Source organism: Streptomyces sp. NBC_00631 (genome assembly GCF_045206895.1).
In the GTDB taxonomy this organism is placed as follows: Bacteria; Actinomycetota; Actinomycetes; order Streptomycetales; family Streptomycetaceae; genus Streptomyces.
Genome location: NZ_CP107734.1, coordinates 2,286,993 through 2,302,871 on the forward strand (window position 1 = coordinate 2,286,993; position 15,879 = coordinate 2,302,871).

At 72.5% G+C, this 15,879-nt stretch carries 14 protein-coding genes; 3 read left to right on the forward strand and 11 right to left on the reverse strand.

From position 1 onward, the window contains the following. Nucleotide 1 precedes the first annotated feature (1 nt). From OHB00_RS10465 to OHB00_RS10495, 7 genes are all read right to left on the reverse strand, one after another. Nucleotides 2-502, reverse strand: a complete 501-nt coding sequence (locus OHB00_RS10465; protein WP_406433530.1) for a roadblock/LC7 domain-containing protein — start codon at nucleotides 500-502, stop codon at nucleotides 2-4. Continuing rightward, nucleotides 492-2,768: a nitrate- and nitrite sensing domain-containing protein gene (locus OHB00_RS10470; RefSeq protein WP_406433532.1), complete on the reverse strand. Its 2,277-nt coding sequence runs from the start codon at nucleotides 2,766-2,768 to the stop codon at nucleotides 492-494. The genes OHB00_RS10465 and OHB00_RS10470 overlap by 11 nt, the downstream gene beginning before the upstream one ends. 92 nt (nucleotides 2,769-2,860) lie before the next feature. Continuing rightward, on the reverse strand, nucleotides 2,861-4,312 hold the full coding sequence (locus OHB00_RS10475; protein ID WP_406433534.1) for an HAD-IA family hydrolase: 1,452 nt from the start codon (nucleotides 4,310-4,312) through the stop codon (nucleotides 2,861-2,863). Nucleotides 4,313-4,355: 43 nt separating this feature from the next. Beyond that, complete coding sequence (locus OHB00_RS10480; RefSeq protein WP_406433536.1) at nucleotides 4,356-5,420, reverse strand: ABC transporter ATP-binding protein; 1,065 nt, start codon at nucleotides 5,418-5,420, stop codon at nucleotides 4,356-4,358. Nucleotides 5,421-5,426: 6 nt separating this feature from the next. Further along, entirely contained in the window at nucleotides 5,427-6,245 is an 819-nt protein-coding gene (locus tag OHB00_RS10485) for an ABC transporter permease (protein ID WP_406433538.1), read from the reverse strand. Beyond that, nucleotides 6,230-7,129 carry an ABC transporter permease gene (locus tag OHB00_RS10490; protein ID WP_406433540.1) on the reverse strand — a complete coding sequence of 300 codons (900 nt, stop codon included), beginning with the start codon at nucleotides 7,127-7,129 and terminating at the stop codon, nucleotides 6,230-6,232. Before OHB00_RS10490 ends, OHB00_RS10485 begins: the two co-directional genes overlap by 16 nt. Then, nucleotides 7,126-8,286 carry an ABC transporter substrate-binding protein gene (locus OHB00_RS10495; RefSeq protein WP_406433542.1) on the reverse strand — a complete coding sequence of 387 codons (1,161 nt, stop codon included), beginning with the start codon at nucleotides 8,284-8,286 and terminating at the stop codon, nucleotides 7,126-7,128. The genes OHB00_RS10490 and OHB00_RS10495 overlap by 4 nt, the downstream gene beginning before the upstream one ends. 237 nt (nucleotides 8,287-8,523) lie before the next feature. Between OHB00_RS10495 and OHB00_RS10500 the strand changes: the two genes are divergently transcribed. Next, on the forward strand, nucleotides 8,524-9,264 hold the full coding sequence (locus OHB00_RS10500; RefSeq protein ID WP_406433544.1) for a GntR family transcriptional regulator: 741 nt from the start codon (nucleotides 8,524-8,526) through the stop codon (nucleotides 9,262-9,264). 178 nt (nucleotides 9,265-9,442) lie between these two features. Here the strand turns inward: OHB00_RS10500 and OHB00_RS10505 are convergent, their stop codons facing one another. The 3 genes from OHB00_RS10505 to OHB00_RS10515 all read right to left on the reverse strand — a co-directional run bounded on the left by OHB00_RS10505 (nucleotide 9,443) and on the right by OHB00_RS10515 (nucleotide 12,544). Continuing rightward, nucleotides 9,443-9,895: an Lrp/AsnC family transcriptional regulator gene (locus OHB00_RS10505; protein ID WP_046726552.1), complete on the reverse strand. Its 453-nt coding sequence runs from the start codon at nucleotides 9,893-9,895 to the stop codon at nucleotides 9,443-9,445. 111 nt (nucleotides 9,896-10,006) lie between these two features. Then, a complete protein-coding gene (locus tag OHB00_RS10510; protein WP_406433546.1) occupies nucleotides 10,007-11,449 on the reverse strand; it encodes a GuaB1 family IMP dehydrogenase-related protein in 1,443 nt (480 codons plus the stop codon). A 141-nt stretch (nucleotides 11,450-11,590) separates the two neighbouring features. Next, the gene (locus OHB00_RS10515; RefSeq protein WP_406433548.1) at nucleotides 11,591-12,544 is read right to left on the reverse strand and encodes a Dyp-type peroxidase; all 954 of its coding nucleotides are present in this window, start codon (nucleotides 12,542-12,544) and stop codon (nucleotides 11,591-11,593) included. A 212-nt stretch (nucleotides 12,545-12,756) separates the two neighbouring features. Here OHB00_RS10515 and OHB00_RS10520 point away from each other — a divergent pair, with 212 nt between their 5' ends. Together OHB00_RS10520 and OHB00_RS10525 are read left to right on the forward strand one after the other, a co-directional pair. Then, nucleotides 12,757-14,073, forward strand: a complete 1,317-nt coding sequence (locus tag OHB00_RS10520) for an MFS transporter (RefSeq protein ID WP_406433550.1) — start codon at nucleotides 12,757-12,759, stop codon at nucleotides 14,071-14,073. Between the two features lie 55 nt (nucleotides 14,074-14,128). Next, nucleotides 14,129-14,719: a TetR/AcrR family transcriptional regulator gene (locus OHB00_RS10525; protein ID WP_406433552.1), complete on the forward strand. Its 591-nt coding sequence runs from the start codon at nucleotides 14,129-14,131 to the stop codon at nucleotides 14,717-14,719. Nucleotides 14,720-14,797: 78 nt separating this feature from the next. Here the strand turns inward: OHB00_RS10525 and OHB00_RS10530 are convergent, their stop codons facing one another. Beyond that, nucleotides 14,798-15,841, reverse strand: coding sequence for a sugar-binding transcriptional regulator (locus OHB00_RS10530; RefSeq protein WP_406433554.1), 1,044 nt, complete (start codon nucleotides 15,839-15,841; stop codon nucleotides 14,798-14,800). Between the last annotated feature and the right edge of the window lie 38 nt (nucleotides 15,842-15,879).

Consider the following 15,879-nt stretch of genomic DNA (forward strand, 5'->3'; position numbering starts at 1 on the left):
GTCAGGGGGCGGAGCGCGTGGCCGCGTCGAGGTGGTGGCCGAGGCGGCGGACGAGCAGGGCCATCTCGTGGGCCAGCTGGCCGACGTCGGTGCGGACGTCGCTGAGCACCGCGAGGCGGCTGCCGTGTCCGGCCGGGGTGACGAAGAGGTAGGCGTCGTCGAGCATCACCATGGTCTGCCGCACCTCCCCGGCGCCGAACCGGTCCCCCGCCGAGCGGGCCAGGCTGTGGAAGCCGGAACAGACGGCCGCGAGGTGCTCGATGTCGCGCCGCCGCATCCCCTCGGAGTGGCTGAGCGGCAGCCCGTCGGCAGTGAGCAGCACGGCCTGCCGGACGTGATCGGTCCGGGCGACGAGATCATCGAGAAGCCAGCCGAGATCGCTCCCGGGCTGCGCGACGGCCCCGGGACCGGCCTCGGGAGAACCAGGGCCGGGGGCGGCCGTGGAACCGGTGTCCGGGGCGGTCGCGGTGCCGGGTGGCTGGGGCTGGTGGTCACTGGTCATGGTCGGCACGTGTCCCTTCCTCGGTGTGGTTCGGCTCCTCGGGGCCGGTCGGCACTCCCCTGCGCCCCCGGTCCAGGCCGCGCTGGAAAGCTCCGAAGACCGCCCGCATCTCGTCGGCGTCCAGGTCACGCCTCTCGCCGGGGGCCGGCTCCGCGCGCAGCTCGGGGGCGAGGGAGGCCTGGCGGGTGCGGGTGGGCAGGGCCGGGGGCGGCGGTGCCGTGGCGGGGTGCGCGGGCCGGGCCGGTGCGGGCCCCGCGTCGCTGCCCGCACCGACCGCCGGCGCGGGCCGGCCTCCGCGTTCGTCCGCCGAGTGCGGCCGTCCGGCTCGCTCGCCGCCCCGCCCGCCGGTCTCCGGCTCCACCTCCGCCAGCACCGCCCCCGGCAGCAGCACCAGCGCCGTCGTCCCCCCGTACGGCGACTCCCGCAGGGTCACCTCGATGCCGTGCCGGGCGGCGAGGCGCCCCACGACGTAGAGGCCGAGCCGGTCGTGGCGGGTCGGGTCGAAGGCGTCGGGGGCGGTGAGGGTGCGGCGGGCCTCGGTGAGCTGGTCGGCGTCGAGGCCGAGGCCCCGGTCGTCGATCTCCAGGGTGAAGCCGTGGCCGGCCCGGCCGGTGCGCAGGGTGACCTGGGTGTGCGGCGGCGAGAACACCGTGGCGTTCTCCAGGAGCTCGGCGAGCAGGTGCACCACGTCGGCGACGGCGTCGGCGGCCACCCCCACCTCGGGCATCGGCGGCACCACGACCCTCGGATACTCCTCGATCTCACCGACCGCCGAGGACACCACGTCGGCGATCGGCACGGGCCGCCGCCAGCGTCGTCCGGGGGTCGCGCCGGAGAGGATGATCAGGCTCTCCGCGTGCCGGCGCATCCGGGTGGTGAGGTGGTCGATGCGGAACAGTTCGCGCAGGACGGCCGGGTCGTCGGTGCGCCGCTCCAGTGTGTCGACGAGTTTCAGCTGGCGGTGGACGAGAGCCTGGTTGCGGCGGGCGATGTTGAGGAGGACCGCGAACAGGCCCCGGCGCAGGGTGGCCTGCCTGACCGCGGCCTCGACGGCGGCCAGCCGGGCCCGGTTGAACGACCGGCCGACGTCCCCGATCTCGTCGTCCCCGGCCTCGCCGGCGGCCAGCGGTGGCGCCTGGGTGACCGCGTCCACGTCCTCACCGGCGCTGAGCCGCTCCATCAGGGCGGGCAGTTGGCGCGCGGTCAGCAGATCGGCCGCGTCCCGCAGCGTCTCCAGGCGGCGCGAGACACGGCGGGCCCCGCGCACCGCGAGCCAGAGCGACAGTGCCACCGCCACCAGCCCGAGCACGCCGACGACGACCGTCTTGCCCAGCTCCCGGTAGGCGAAGGCCCGGCCGCGGGCGGCGGAGTTCTCTGCCGAGCGTGTGCACAGCAGCATGTACTGCTTGACCGCCTGGTCGGTGGTCGACCGCCAGGTGTCCGCGGCGACGGCCGCACCGGCCCGGTCCGCGCCCGCCCGCAGCAGCGCGTCCTCGCCGCGCACCAGCGAGCGGTGCAGCTCTGCGCCCTGGAACTTCTCGAACAGTGCCCGTGAGTCGGACGGCAGGTCCGGGACATAGGTCCGCTCGAAGACCCGCCGGTCCTCGATGGTCGCGGTCAGGGTGTCGTACTGCCCGTCGGTGAGCCGTCCGGCGGCCCGTGCCCCGGCGACCAGCGCGTCCTCGCGCGAGACGAACTCCCGGACCCGCACCAGCTCGATGACGACCTGGGACTCCCGGGCCAGCCGGCCCGCCTGGAGTGCGGTGAGGGCGGACTCGACGTCGAAGCCGGGTTCCACCAGGGCGCTGTAGCCGGCGACGGCGCCGTCCCAGGAGATCCGCCGGGACAGCACCTGCCCGCGCAGTTTCTCCAGGGTGCCGGTGGCGGTCACCATCGCGTCGAGCGCCTCGCGCTGCCGGTCGCTGAGGCGCCCGCGGTCGCCGCCCTGGACGGCGTCGCGCATGGCGGCCACCGCCCGGTCGGTGCGCCGCTGCTGGGCGAGCAGGTCGGCGGCGGTGGCCGTGTCCAGGCGGGCGCCGAGGTAGGCCGCCGACAGCCGCCGTTCGATCTGGAGCTGCCCGACGGCGGTGTCGACGGGGGTGCCGAAGTCGTCGTACACCCCTTGGAGCCGGATCAGCGCGCGTAGCTCGGCGGTGACGGAGACCATGGCGAAGCTCCACAGGACCGTCAGCGCGACGGCCGGGGCGAGCGCGAGCGCCACGATCCGCGCACGGACGGTGGTGGGTCGGCCGAGGGGCCAGCGCATGGTTACCTACCGGTGTTACCAGCCAGTAAGGGGCCCGCAAAACCTACGGGATCGTCATCCCGTCCGCAATGGTTGCCCCCGGTAACCCCTGGTTAGGGCTCGACGGCGAACGTGGTGACGACGGCCGCGTGGTCGGAGGGCCAGTCGTTGCCCGCCACTTCGGGCCAGGGCACCGGGGTGCCGGTGACCCAGGTCCGGGAGCCGAGTACGCGCAGCCCCCTGTGCAGCACGTAGTCGATCCGGTCCTGCGGTTCGGGTCGCCCGCTGCCGTCCTCGTGGACGGGGTGGACCGGCGACCAGGTGTGGCCGGGCGCGGCGGCCGGGTCCGGGTGCGCCTCCCGGTAGGAGTCACGGAACCCGGCCTCCTCCCCGGCCCGGGTCACCGGCCACTGGACCGCCGGCCAGTCCAGGTGGGACGGGCAGTTGAAGTCCCCCACGAGCACCACGGGCACGTCTCCGTCCCCGATCCACCGCAGGGCCTCCCTCAGCTGCCCGAGCCGCACCTCCTCGTGGGCGATCAGCTCGTCGGCGCCGAGCCCGTCGAAGTGGAACTCGTAGGGCCCGTACGGCGTGTAGTGCAGGTGCGCGGTCCAGATCTCGACCTCGCGGCCGGGCCGGACGGCGATCCGCACCCCGGCGGCTCCGTAGAAGCCGACGTCCGGGTCGCCGAGGCGGGCGGTGACCGGGAAGCGGCTGATGATCCCGAGGTTCTCGCCCGCCGCGTGGTGGTGCCAGCCGAGGGCCTCGGCGAGTTCCCGCGCACTGGTCCCGGCGGTCTCCTGGAGCCCGACGACGTCCGCGCCCGCGTCCATGATCGCCTTGATCTGCTTGGCCCGGTGGTCGTCGATCCGGCTGCCGCCGAGCCACAGGTTCCAGGACATCACGCGGAGCTCCGGTACGGCCATCTCGCTCAGCTCCCTCGGGGTGACCCCGACCAGCGTGTCACGGACGGTCCGGCCGGGCGCGCTGCCGATCGGCGCGAGGGAGGGCACGGCCAGCACGGCGCATCCGGCGGCCTCGGCGGAGGCGACCCCGGTCTCGGTGTCCTCGACGGCGACACAGGCCGCCGGGTCGACGCCGAGGGCGCGGCAGGCGGCCAGGTACGGGTCGGGGGCGGGTTTGGTGCGGCCGGTGTCGTCGGCGGTGACGGAGGCGGCGAACCGGCCGGGACCAAGGGCGTCGAGGACGAGGTCGGCGACCGCGCGTGGTGACGCGGTGACCAGGGCGGTCGGCACGTCGGCCGCGTCCAGGGCGTCCAGCAGGTCGAGGGCGCCGGGGCGGGGCACGATGCCGGTGCGGACGCGGTCCGCGAACTCCCGGTGCAGCTCGGCTGCCAGGCCGGCGGCCGACCGGCCGCCGGCGTCGGCCAGCCACTGGGCGGTGTGTTCGACCGGACGGCCCAGCACGTCGGGCTCGTCGGCCTCGCCGAGCGACCGTCCGGCGACGCTCTCCACCGCCTCCCACCACAGTCGCTCGGTGTCGACCAGCGTTCCGTCCATGTCGAACAGGACGGCCTGGAGCGGGAGTCGGGGGTGGGGGGTCACGTTGTTGTCATTCCTCACGTGGGGGGCGGGACTTCGGGCAGCGTTACTTCTGGACGCGTTCCGCCACGAGCACGGGCCGCTCGGGCAGCGACACGCTCACGGCGGATCCGGCGCCCAGCTCGGCGGCCTCGTGGGCGGGCAGGTCGGCCTTGGCCTCGGTGCCGTCGGCGAGCCGTACCGTGACCCGGACGACCGCGCCCAGGAAGGCGGTGGCGACGACGGTGGCCGTACCGGCGCCGTCCCCGCGCACCTGGACCGCCTCGGGCCGCACGAGCACGTCGACCTCGCCCGTGCCCGGCACCTGCCCGTCGGCCGGCAGCCGCTGCCCGAGCACCTCGACCGAGCCGTCCTTGACCGTCCCCGGGATCCGGCTCATCGTCCCGACGAACTCGGCGACGAAGGCGGTGGCCGGGCGGCCGTACAGCTCGGCGGGTTCGGCGCACTGTTCGAGCCGCCCGGCGCGCATCACGGCGACCCGGTCGGCGATGGACAGCGCCTCCTCCTGATCGTGCGTCACGAACAGTGTGGTGATGCCGAGTTCCTGCTGGAGCCGGCGGATCTCCTCGCGGAGGCTGAGCCGGACCTTGGCGTCGAGGGCGGACAGCGGTTCGTCCAGCAGCAGGACCCGGGGCCGCAGGGCGAGGGCGCGGGCGAGCGCGATCCGCTGCTGCTGGCCGCCGGAGAGCTGGTGCGGGAACCGCTCCCCCTTGTCGCCGAGCCCGACCAGCTCCAGCAACTCGGCGGCCCGCGCCCGCCGTTCACTCGTGCGCACCTTGCGCATCCGCATCCCGAAGGCCACGTTGTCGACGGCGTTCAGATGCGGGAAGAGGCTGTACGACTGGAAGACCATCCCGGCGTCTCGGCGGTGCGCCGGGACCTGGGTGACGTCCTCGCCGTCCACCAGCACGGCGCCGGAGTCGGGGTGTTCGAACCCGGCGAGCATGCGCAGCGCGGTGGTCTTGCCGCAGCCGGACGGGCCGAGCAGGGCGAGGAACTCGCCCTGCTGAACGGTCAGGTCGAGTCCGTCGAGGGCGACGGTGGCGCCGAACTCGCGCCGCAGCGACCGGAACTCGACGGTCGCGGCCTTCTCAAGGGTGGCGGTGGTCATGGTGTCTCATCCCCGGGAGGAAGCGGTACGGTCACGGCCGCCGGCACCGGCGAGCGCGAGGAGCAGGGCCCAGGTCACCAGGAGACTGAGCACGGAGACGGCGACGGACATCTGGGCCTGCGAGCCGCCGACGTCGTAGATCCACACGGCGAAGGGCTCGAAGCCGAGCAGCCGGGCCACGGTGAACTCGCCGAGCACGAGGGCCAGCGTGAGGAAGGCCGCGTTGAGCAGCGCCCCGCGCAGGTTGGGCAGTACGGCCCGGACGAGGGCCTGCGGCCAGTTGGCACCGCAGCTGCGGGCGGCCTCCACGAGGGTGCGCACGTCGATCGCGCGCAGTCCCGCGTCCAGCGCCCGGTACACGAAGGGCAGCGCCATCACGACGTAGGCGAGGACCAGGACGACCGGGAAGCCCGGGTTCTGGATGGCGACGAACGTCTCGAACAGCGGGGTCCGGGACAGATAGTCCGGGCCCCACTTGAGCACGGTCACGATGCCGGCGACGAACGCGATCGGCGGCACCACCAGCGGCAGCGAGCAGACGATCTCGACGACGGGACGCAGCCTGGGCGCGCTGAGCCGCAGGGCCACCACGGCGGGCACCGTCAGCAGCAGTACGACGGCGATGGTCGCGACCGCCAGCTCCAGCGAGAGCAGCAGGCTGGACACGAACCCGTCGGCGGACAGGATCTGGGTGTAGGCGTCGAAGGTGACGCCCTGGCCGGGCACGTCCACCGTGAAGAGGACGGAGGCGCCCAGCGGGACGAGGAAGTAGAGGGCGGCCAGGCCGAGGACGGCCCAGCGCCAGGGGGTCAGGCGTCGAGCCATCGGGCGCTCCGTCGTTGCAGGGGCAGGTACACGGCCATCACCACACCGGCCACCAGCACCATGTCCAGGCTCAGGGCGAGGGCCACGTTCTCCTGGCCGACCAGGACGTTGCCGGAGAGGGCGTCGGCGATCTGCAGGGTGACCAGCGGGACCGCGCTGCCGACCATGGCGGCGGCGGTGGCGTAGGCGGCGAAGGCGCTGCCGAAGAGCAGCACGAGCCCGCCGAGCAGCGAGGGCGCGAGCACGGGCAGGGCCACGAACCGCCAGTACTGCAGGCCGGTGGCGCCGTTGTTGAGCGCGGCCTCCCGCCACTGGACGCGCAGCCCGTCCAGGGCCGGGGTGATGGTGAGGACCATCAGCGGGATCAGGAAGTACAGGTAGACCAGTACGAGCCCCCAGAAGCTGTACAGGTCCCAGCCGTGGTCCGCGAGGTGCAGGTGCACGGTCAGCACACCGGCGTTGCCGAGGGTCGCCACGAAGGCGAACGCCAGCGGCACACCGCCGAAGTTGGCGAGGACGCCGGAGGCGGTGAGCACGGCCTCGCGCAGCGCCCGGGAGCGCGAGCTGACGACGGCCTGCGCGAGCGGCAGCCCGAGGACGGCGGCGATGAGGGCGGAGAGCGCGGACAGCTTCACGCTGCCGACGAGGGCGGTGAGGTACGGCCCCTGGAGGGAGTCGCCGAGGTTCCGCCCGGTGTACGAGGAGACCCCGCTCGCCGGGTCCTTGACCGTGAAGGCGCCGTTCAGCATGGCCACGGCCGGCAGCCCGAAGGCGATGGCCGTGAAGACGAGGAGCGGGGCGACGGCGATCCAGCCGGGGGCGCGGCGCCGCCGCTTCCGGGAAGCGGCGGACGCCACGTCGGCCCGCGTGAGCGTGGCCGTCATCCGGAGACGGCCTTCGACCAGCCCGTCGAGAGGACGGTCTTGGCCTTGTCCTGCTGGGCCTCGGTCGGGAAGGCCGGCGTGCCGGTGACCGCGGGCAGCTTGGCGGCGGCGGTCTTGTCCAGCGTGCCGGCCTTCTCCAGGGCGGACATCAGGACCGGACGCGCGTACCCCTTGAGCCACAGGTTCTGGCCCTCGGTGCTGTACAGGTACTCCTGCCACAGGCGGGCGGCCGCCGGGTGCGGGGCGTCCTTGTTGATGGCCTGGGAGTAGTACTGGGCGTACTGGCCGTCGGTCGGGATCGACACCTTCCAGTCCACGCCCTTGGACTTGAACTCGTCGGCGTAACCGGCGTTCAGGTAGTCCCAGTCGATGGAGATGGGCGTCTCGCCCTTCTCGACGGTGGCCGGGGTGGACTCGACGGGCGTGTAGTTGCCGTTCTTCTTCAGCTTGGCGAAGAAGTCCAGGCCGGGCTGGATGTCGTCGAAGGAGCCCTTGTTGGCGAGCGCCGCCGCGTAGACGCCGCCGAACGCCGAACCGGACTTCGTCGGGTTGCCGTTGAGGGCGACCTGGCCCTTGTACTGCGGCTTGAGCAGGTCGGCGAAGGTGGTCGGGCAGGTCTTGACCCGCTTCGCGTCGCAGCCGATGGAGATGTAGCCGCCGTAGTCGTTGTACCAGCGGGCCTGCGGGTCCTTCTGGCCCTCGGGGATGTCGGAGTACGAGGTCACCTTGTAGGGCGCGAGCAGCCCCTGCTGCGCCGCGCTGAGCGCGAACGACGAGCCGAGGTCGAGCACGTCCGGGGCCCGGTCCTGCCCCTTCCGCGACGTCACGGCGTTGATCTCGTCCTGGCTTGAGCCGTCGGGGCTCTCGTCCTCGATCTTGATGCCGTACTTCTTCTGGAAGCCGTCGATGATGGCGCCGTAGTTCGCCCAGTCGCGGGGCACGGCGATGATGTGCAGCGTGCCCTCCTTCTTGGCGGCGGCGATCAGCTTGTCCATGCCGCCGAGGTCGGCGGCGGAGGTGGCGGTGGCGGCGCTCTTGCCGTCGGAGGTGGTGGACGACGCGTTGTCGGGAGCGGCACCGCAGCCGCTCAGGGCGAGCGCGGCTACGGCGGCGAGGGAGCCGCCGAGGAGGGCGGTTCTCGGCAGGGACACGGTCACGGTCTCTCCAGGGAGTACGCACGAGGGTGGGCGGCGCTGTGGGGCGGCGCCGAGCGAACTTGTCTGAACAAGTTGGCCCCAGTACGCCCGTCATGGATGTCGGGCACATGAACGCCGTATAAATCCTGAACCCCAATTCCCTGCACAGTCCTGGCCGGTTCCGGGCTGACACGAATCACTCGGGAACGTCGATTAGGCTGGTCACGCTGTGCACAGCGGCCTACTCAGAGGGGAAGCATGACGGCGCGACACGAGGAGATCGCCGACGAGCTGCGGCGCGCCATCGACCGCGAGGAGTACACCGTCGGCAGTCGGCTGCCCTCGGAGACGGAGCTCGCCGCGGAGTACGGCGTCTCCCGCGGCACGGTCCGCCAGGCGGTCGCCGCACTCACCGCCGAGGGCCTGATCGGCTCCCGCCAGGGCGCCCGCCGGGTGGTGCTGGCCAGCCGCCGCAGCCAGAGCTTCGCGGAGCTGCGCAGTTTCGCGCAGTGGGCGAAGGCGATGGGCCGCGAGGCGACGGGACACGTGGTGTCCCAGGAGTACCGGCCCGCCTCCCAGGAGGACGCGGTCCGTCTCCAACTGGACGCCGGTGCACCGGTGTTGCACGTACTGCGCATCCGCGGCCTGGACGGCGAACCGGTGTTGCTGGAGCGCACTGTGTACGCGGACTGGATCTCCCCGGCGGTCGAGGCGATAGAGCCGGAGTGCCCGTCGGTCACCCAACGCCTGTACGAGGACACGGGGCTGGTCTTCGCGTACGGCGAGCACGTCATCGACGCGGTGGCGGCGGGGGCACAGGACGCGGAGCTGCTCGGCATCCGCCGGACGAGCCCGCTGCTGCGGGTGCGGCGGGTGACGACGACGCGGGAGGGGCGGCCGGTGGAGTGGTCGGACGACCGCTACCGGTCGGACGCGGTGAGCTTCAGCGTCCACAACTCCATCGGCAACAACGCGTTGGCGAGGAAGACCGCGGAGTAGGGGGTGGGGGTGCGGTGGCGTGCCGGGTGCGGGTGGTTCGTGGCTGGTCGCGCAGTTCCCCGCGCCCCTTGGTCGGCGGTGGAACCGCGCCCTGAAGGGGCGCGGGGAACTGCGCGAACACCCCTCACCGGCCCGCACCCGGCAGGCCACCGCACCCCCCGCCCCCTCTCCCCCGCTCTCACCCCGGTGCCCCCGAGGAGAACCTCCTCAGCAGGGGCGACAGCACCAGTACCGACTTGGTCCGCTCCACGAACGGCTCACCCGCGATCCGCTCCAGCACTCTCTCGAAGTGCCGCATGTCCGACGCGAAGACCTGCACGACCGCGTCGGCCTCCCCGGTGACGGTGGACGCGGCCACCACCTCCTGGTAGCGCTCCAGCCCCCGCTGGATGGTCTCGGGCGACGTGTTGCGCCGGCAGTAGATCTCGACGAACCCCTCGGTCTCCCAGCCGAGGGCCGCCGGATCGACCCGTACGGTGAATCCGGTGATCGCCCCGGTGGCGCGCAGCCGGTCCACGCGCCGTTTGACAGCGGGCGCGGACAGACCGACCAGTTGCCCGATGTCCGCGTAGGAGCGGCGGGCATCCTCGGCGAGGGCGTGCACGATGCGTTCGTCGAGATCGTTCAGCAAGGGGTTGTTCAGCTCTCAGGTGTTGCAGGACGGGGCCGGCGGTAGCCGCACACGAAGTAGAACACGAGCCCCGTCAGAGGCGCGGGGAACCCCGCGACCGGCCCCCTCCGGTCAGCTCCAGCTCGCGTGCAGCGGCTTCCCCTCCGCGTAACCGGCCGCACTCTGGATCCCCACGATCGCCTTCTCGGCGAACTCCTCCAGCGACCCCGCACCGGCATACGTGCACGACGACCGCACACCCGCGATGATCGAGTCGATCAGGTCCTCCACACCCGGCCGGGCCGGGTCGAGGAACATCCGGGAGGTGGAGATGCCCTCCTCGAAGAGCGCCTTGCGGGCCCGGTCGTAGGCCGACTCTTCCGACGTGCGGTTACGCACCGCCCGCGCCGAGGCCATGCCGAACGACTCCTTGTACAGCCGCCCGTCGGCGGCCTGCTGAAGGTCGCCCGGGGACTCGTAGGTGCCCGCGAACCAGGAGCCGATCATCACGTTGGACGCACCGGCGGCCAGCGCCATGGCGACGTCACGGGGGTGCCGGACACCTCCGTCGGCCCACACGTGCTTGCCGTACTTCCTCGCCTCCGCGGCGCACTCCAGGACCGCCGAGAACTGCGGCCGGCCGACGCCGGTCATCATGCGGGTGGTGCACATGGCACCCGGGCCCACACCGACCTTGATGATGTCCGCACCGGCGTCGACGAGGTCCTTGACCCCTTCCGCGGAGACGATGTTGCCGGCCGCGATCGGGACGTGCGGGTCGAGGCCGCGGACCAGCTTGATCGCGCTGATCATCGATTCCTGATGACCGTGCGCGGTGTCGATGACGAGCGTGTCGACGCCCGCGTCGAGCAGCTGCTTCGCCTTGTCCGCGAAGTCGCCGTTGATCCCGACGGCGGCGGCGATGCGCAGCCTGCCGTTCGCGTCGGTCGCCGGGGTGTAGAGGGTGGCGCGCAGGGCGCCCTTGCGGGTGAGGATGCCGGCCAGCTTGCCGTCCCGGTCGACCGCCGGGGCGTACCTGCGGTTGGCGGCGTCCAGCTTGTTGAAGGCCTCGCGGGGGTCGATGTCCGCGTCGAGGAGCAGCAGGTCGCGGGACATGACCTCGGCGAGCTGGGTGAACCGGTCGACGCCGGTCAGGTCCCGGTCGGTGACGACGCCGACGGGGCGGCCGTCCTCGTCCACGACGACACCCGCGTTGTGCGCCCGCTTCGGCAGCAGGGCCAGCGCGTCGGCGGCGGTCTGGTGCGGGGCCAGCACGATCGGGGTGTCCAGCACCAGGTGGCGGCTCTTGACCCAGGTGATGACATCGGTGACCACGTCGATCGGGATGTCCTGAGGGATCACCACGAGTCCGCCGCGCCGGGCCACCGTCTCGGCCATCCGCCGGCCCGCGATCGCGGTCATGTTGGCGACGACCAGCGGGATGGTGGTACCCGTGCCGTCCGGCGAGCCGAGGTCCACGCCCTGACGCGAGCCGACCGCGGAGCGGCTCGGCACCATGAAGACGTCGTCGTACGTCAGGTCGTACGCGGGCTGGATGTCATTGAGGAAACGCACGTGCCGCACATCCCAGTCGATCAGAGGTGACCCCCGGACCGGCCGGCCAAGGGGAGAAGCACGTACTTCATTCTCCCATGCGGACCGGTACGTCATGCCCGGGACGAACGTCCAGGCAGGTCAGGGCCCTGTTGGAGGAACCTACAGGGAGCCGGGAAGCGCGGGCAGGCCGTCCAGGAAGTCGTCGGAGGGCACGAAGAAGAGCGTGCCGGTGAGTGCGGTGGAGAAGTCGAGGATCCGGTCGTGGGTGGCGTCCGGGGTGCCGAGGAACATGTTGCGCAGCATGTGCTCGATGAGGTCCGGCGTCCGGGCGTACCCGATGAAGTAGGTGCCGAACTCGCCGCCGCCGGGGCTGCCGAACGGCATGTTGTCCCGCAGGATCTGCTGTTCCCCGCCATCGGGTCCGGTGATCGTGTTCAGGTCCACATGGGAGGCCGGCTCCTCCAGTTCGAGGTTGGTGGCCTTCGTACGCCCGATGATCCGCTCCTGCGCCTCCACGGCCAGCGCGTTCCAGGCGTCGAGGTCGTGGACGTACTTCTGCACGACCACATAGCTGCCGCCGGCATGGCCGGGATCCTCCGCGCCGATCAGGACGGCCCGGCGGGCTGCGGCACCGACCGGGTTCTCGGTGCCGTCGACGAAGCCCAGCAGGTCGCGGGCGTCGAGGTACTTGAAGCCCTGCACCTCGTCCTCGACGGTCACCGCGTCGCGCAGCCGGCGCATGATCTCGGCGGCGAGCCCGAAGCACAGGTCGTACCGGGTGGCCCGGATGTGCAGGAGGAGGTCGCCGGGGGTGGCGACCGCGGTGTGCCGGGGGCCTTCCAGCGGCCGGAAGGGGTGCAGGCCGGCCGGGCGGGGATGGTCGAACAGGCGGTCCCAGGCGGCGGAGCCGACCCCGGCGACGCAGCTCAGCGCGGCTTCCGGGGCGCCGAACCCGAAGCTGCGCTCCAGCGCGCGGAGATCGCCCAGCACCTCCCGTGCCGCCTCCTCGCCGCCGGGGCGGACGGTGAGCACCAGGAAGATCGCGGCGGTGGTCAACGGACCGAGCACCGGCTGCGGTTCGGCTCCCGGCACGGAGTGGGGTTCGGTGGTCAACGCGTCCTCCCGATGCGATCGGCACACGGCCTGTCGTACACATACTCGGGGCCGGCGGCGGCGAGTGGACGAAGACGCTCCACGAAAATTCCCCCACCGACGGAATAGACAGACCTGTCTACGGGGTTACCCAGGCCAGGTAGACAGACAGGTCTACTCACCCAGGACCTCCGAACGACGGTCTTCGGCCCCGTCCCCGCGAAGGATCTCCGATGAACCACCCCGCACCGCACGAGCGAACCGCGCAGACCGAGCAGACCAGGGCATCGCGCAGGCCGATCCCGCCGCGCGCGGCGTTCTACCTGCTCGCCTCCGTCATCGTCTCCTTCCTCGCCGCCTCCAGCGCGCCCACCCCGCTCTACGCGACCTACCAGGCCGAATGGGGCTTCACCCCGATCACCACCACGGTCGTCTTCGGCGTCTACGCGATCGTCGTCCTGGCCGGCCTGCTGGTCCTCGGCAAGCTGTCCGACCACGTCGGCCGCCGCCCGGTCCTGATCACCGCGATCGCCGCCCAGGCCGCCGCGATGCTGCTGTTCTCCACCGCCGGGGGCGTCGGCGAACTGCTGGTCGCCCGCGTCGTCCAGGGCCTGTCCACCGGCGCCGCGCTGGGCGCGGTCGGCGCCGCGATGATGGACATCAACCGCTCCCGCGGCACCGTGGCGAACGCCTTCGCCCCCGGCCTCGGCACCGCGACGGGCTCGCTGGTCAGCGGCTTCGTGGTGCAGTACCTGCCCGCCCCGACCCACACGATCTACCTCGGCCTGCTGGCCGTGTTCGCGGCCCAGGCGGTCGCCGTCGCCCTGATCGACGAGACCGTCACCAAGAAGCCGGGCGCCCTGGCCGGCCTGGTGCCCGAGATCAGGCTGCCGCGGACGGTCCGTGGCGCCGCCCTCGCCGCGGCACCCGTCATCTTCGCCGTCTGGGCGCTCGCCGGGTTCTACGGCTCGCTCGGCCCCGCCCTGGTCCGCACCCTGGTCGGCTCCACCTCCGCCGTCTGGGGCGGCCTCGGCCTCTTCGTCCTCGCGTTCGTGGCGGCAAGCTCGGTCCTCGCCCTGCGCAAGGCCTCGGCGACCACCCTGATGTACACCGGCATCGCGGCGCTCGTCGCCGGGGTGACGCTCACCCTGGTGGCCGTCGACCAGCGCATGCCGGCGCTGTTCTTCGTCGGTACGGCCGTCGCCGGCCTCGGCTTCGGCAGCGGTTTCCAGGGCGGCATCCGCACCGTGCTGCCGCTGACCAGGCCCCACGAGAGCTCGGGCGTGCTGTCCCTGCTGTTCGTCGTCGCCTACCTCGGCATGGGCGTCCCCTCGGTCGCCGCCGGTGCGCTGGTGGTGCACGGGGGCGGACTGGTCCCGACCTCCGAGGAGTACGGCGCGGTGGTCATCGGCCTGGCGCTGCTGGCCCTGGCCGCCCTGCTGTTGCGCGGCGGGCCGCAGACCGCGCCCGGGGTGAAGGTGGCCTCCGGCGGCCCGCAGACGGTGCCGGTCCGGGCGGAGCAGCCCCAGGCCGCCACACCGGCGCGCTGACTGAGTAGACCGGTCTGGTCATCCGTAGACTGGAAGTGTCGGGAAGGTGAGTGGCATGACGAAGACGCTGACCGCCGCCAAGGCCCCCACGGCCCGGGAGCGGCTGCTCTCGGCGGCGAACGAGCTGTTCTACGCGGAGGGCGTGCAGACGGTCGGGATCGACCGGATCATCGAGCACGCCGGGGTGGCCAAGGCCTCGCTGTACAACACCTTCGGCGGCAAGGAACAGCTCATCCGCGCCTACCTCGACTCGCGGCACGCCCGGCTGACCGAGCGGCTGCTGCGCGGTGTCGCGGGCGCCGGCACCCCGCGGGACCGGCTGCTCGCCGTCTTCGACGCACAGGCCGAGCTCTTCTCCGAGCAGAACTACCACGGGTGCGCCTTCATGGCGGCCAGCGCGGAGGCCAAGCACGGCAGCGCCATCGAGGAGGCCTCCGACGCCTCCCGTGCCTGGGTCCGCGCGCTGTTCACCGACCTCGCCCGGGACGCCGGAGCCCCGGATCCCGAGGGCCTGGCCCGCCGGCTGCACCTGCTGTACGACGGGGGCGCGGTGTCCGCGCGGATGGACCGTGACCCGTCGGTGGGCGCGGTCGCCCGGGAGGCGGCCGCCCTCCTGATCGACGCGGCACTGCCGGCCGGGTCCTGAGAGCCGCTGCTCCAGGGTCCGCCCGGCCGCCACGGCAGCGTTGTCACCTCGGCTGCCGCGGCGCCGCCCTGTTCCCGGTCAGGGTCCGTCCGGGTCCGCACGGTTCAGCGCGGGCCTGGGGGTGGTGCCCGCCGTCATCAGGTAGTCGGCGGCCGAGGTGTCGGTGACGAGGCTGGTGACCAGCCCCGACCGCAGCACCGCGTCGATCGCGGCCGCCTTGCGCTGGCCGCCCGCGATCGCGACGACCTCCGGGATACGGCGCAACTGGTCGGCCTTGACCGTGATGCACCGTTCCCCCAGGTCCCGTCCGACCCGGCGGCCCTCGGCGTCGAAGAGGTGCGCGGCCATCTCGGCGGCGACGCCCAGCGTGGCGTAGTGCGCGCGCTCCTCGTCGCTGAGCATGTCGTGCACCGTGGAGATGCCGGGCTCCCAGGAGCCGATGGAGACACAGGCGACCGTGACCTTGTCGAAGTACTCGAAGGCCCGGGCGATCCCGGTCTGGTTGCGCAGCGCGACCGCGGTGGCCGCGTCGGGCAGCAGCATCGGCGCGTAGATGGGGTGCGCGTCGCCGCCGGACACCTGGGCGGCGCGCCGGACGGCCTCCACCGAGCCGCGCTCGGAGGTCCCCGCGTCGTACACGCCGGTCAGCTGCACCACCGTGCAGGGCGGCAGCCGGTCGAGCGCGGCCGCCATGTGGATGGTGGACCGGCCCCAGGCGAGGCCGAGTACATCCCCCTCGTTCACCAGTTCACCGAGCAGGTCCGCGGCGACCTCGCCGAGGTTCTCGGGGTCAGGGGTCTCCTCCGCCTCGGCCGGGGACTCGACCACGACGGCATGCCGCAGGCCGTAGCGGGCGCGGAGCGCGTCCGAGCGCTCGGCGTCCAGTTCGGCCGGTACGCGGATCTCGATGCGTACGAGATCCCTTTCGAGGGCAGTCTCCAGTACCCGGGCCACTTTGAAGCGGCTGACGCCGAACTCCTCAGCGATCTGGATCTTGGACTTGCCTTCGAGGTAGAAGCGGCGGGCCATGGCCGCCGCCTGCACCAGCTCTGCGGGTCCCATCCGCATGGCTGACCGGCCCGCCGACATACCCGACACGGCCATCTCCTCACTGCTGTTCACACTCTGGATACGCCGTTCATCCTTGCAGATCCGGCGCA

Coding starts and splice junctions, on each gene's coding strand:
- OHB00_RS10500 (WP_406433544.1), top strand. CDS start 8,524: ATGACGGCGCGACACGAGGAGATCGCCGACGAGCTGCGGCGCGCCATC.
- OHB00_RS10465 (WP_406433530.1), bottom strand. CDS start 502: ATGACCAGTGACCACCAGCCCCAGCCACCCGGCACCGCGACCGCCCCG.
- OHB00_RS10470 (WP_406433532.1), bottom strand. CDS start 2,768: ATGCGCTGGCCCCTCGGCCGACCCACCACCGTCCGTGCGCGGATCGTG.
- OHB00_RS10525 (WP_406433552.1), top strand. CDS start 14,129: ATGACGAAGACGCTGACCGCCGCCAAGGCCCCCACGGCCCGGGAGCGG.
- OHB00_RS10480 (WP_406433536.1), bottom strand. CDS start 5,420: ATGACCACCGCCACCCTTGAGAAGGCCGCGACCGTCGAGTTCCGGTCG.
- OHB00_RS10490 (WP_406433540.1), bottom strand. CDS start 7,129: ATGACGGCCACGCTCACGCGGGCCGACGTGGCGTCCGCCGCTTCCCGG.
- OHB00_RS10485 (WP_406433538.1), bottom strand. CDS start 6,245: ATGGCTCGACGCCTGACCCCCTGGCGCTGGGCCGTCCTCGGCCTGGCC.
- OHB00_RS10520 (WP_406433550.1), top strand. CDS start 12,757: ATGAACCACCCCGCACCGCACGAGCGAACCGCGCAGACCGAGCAGACC.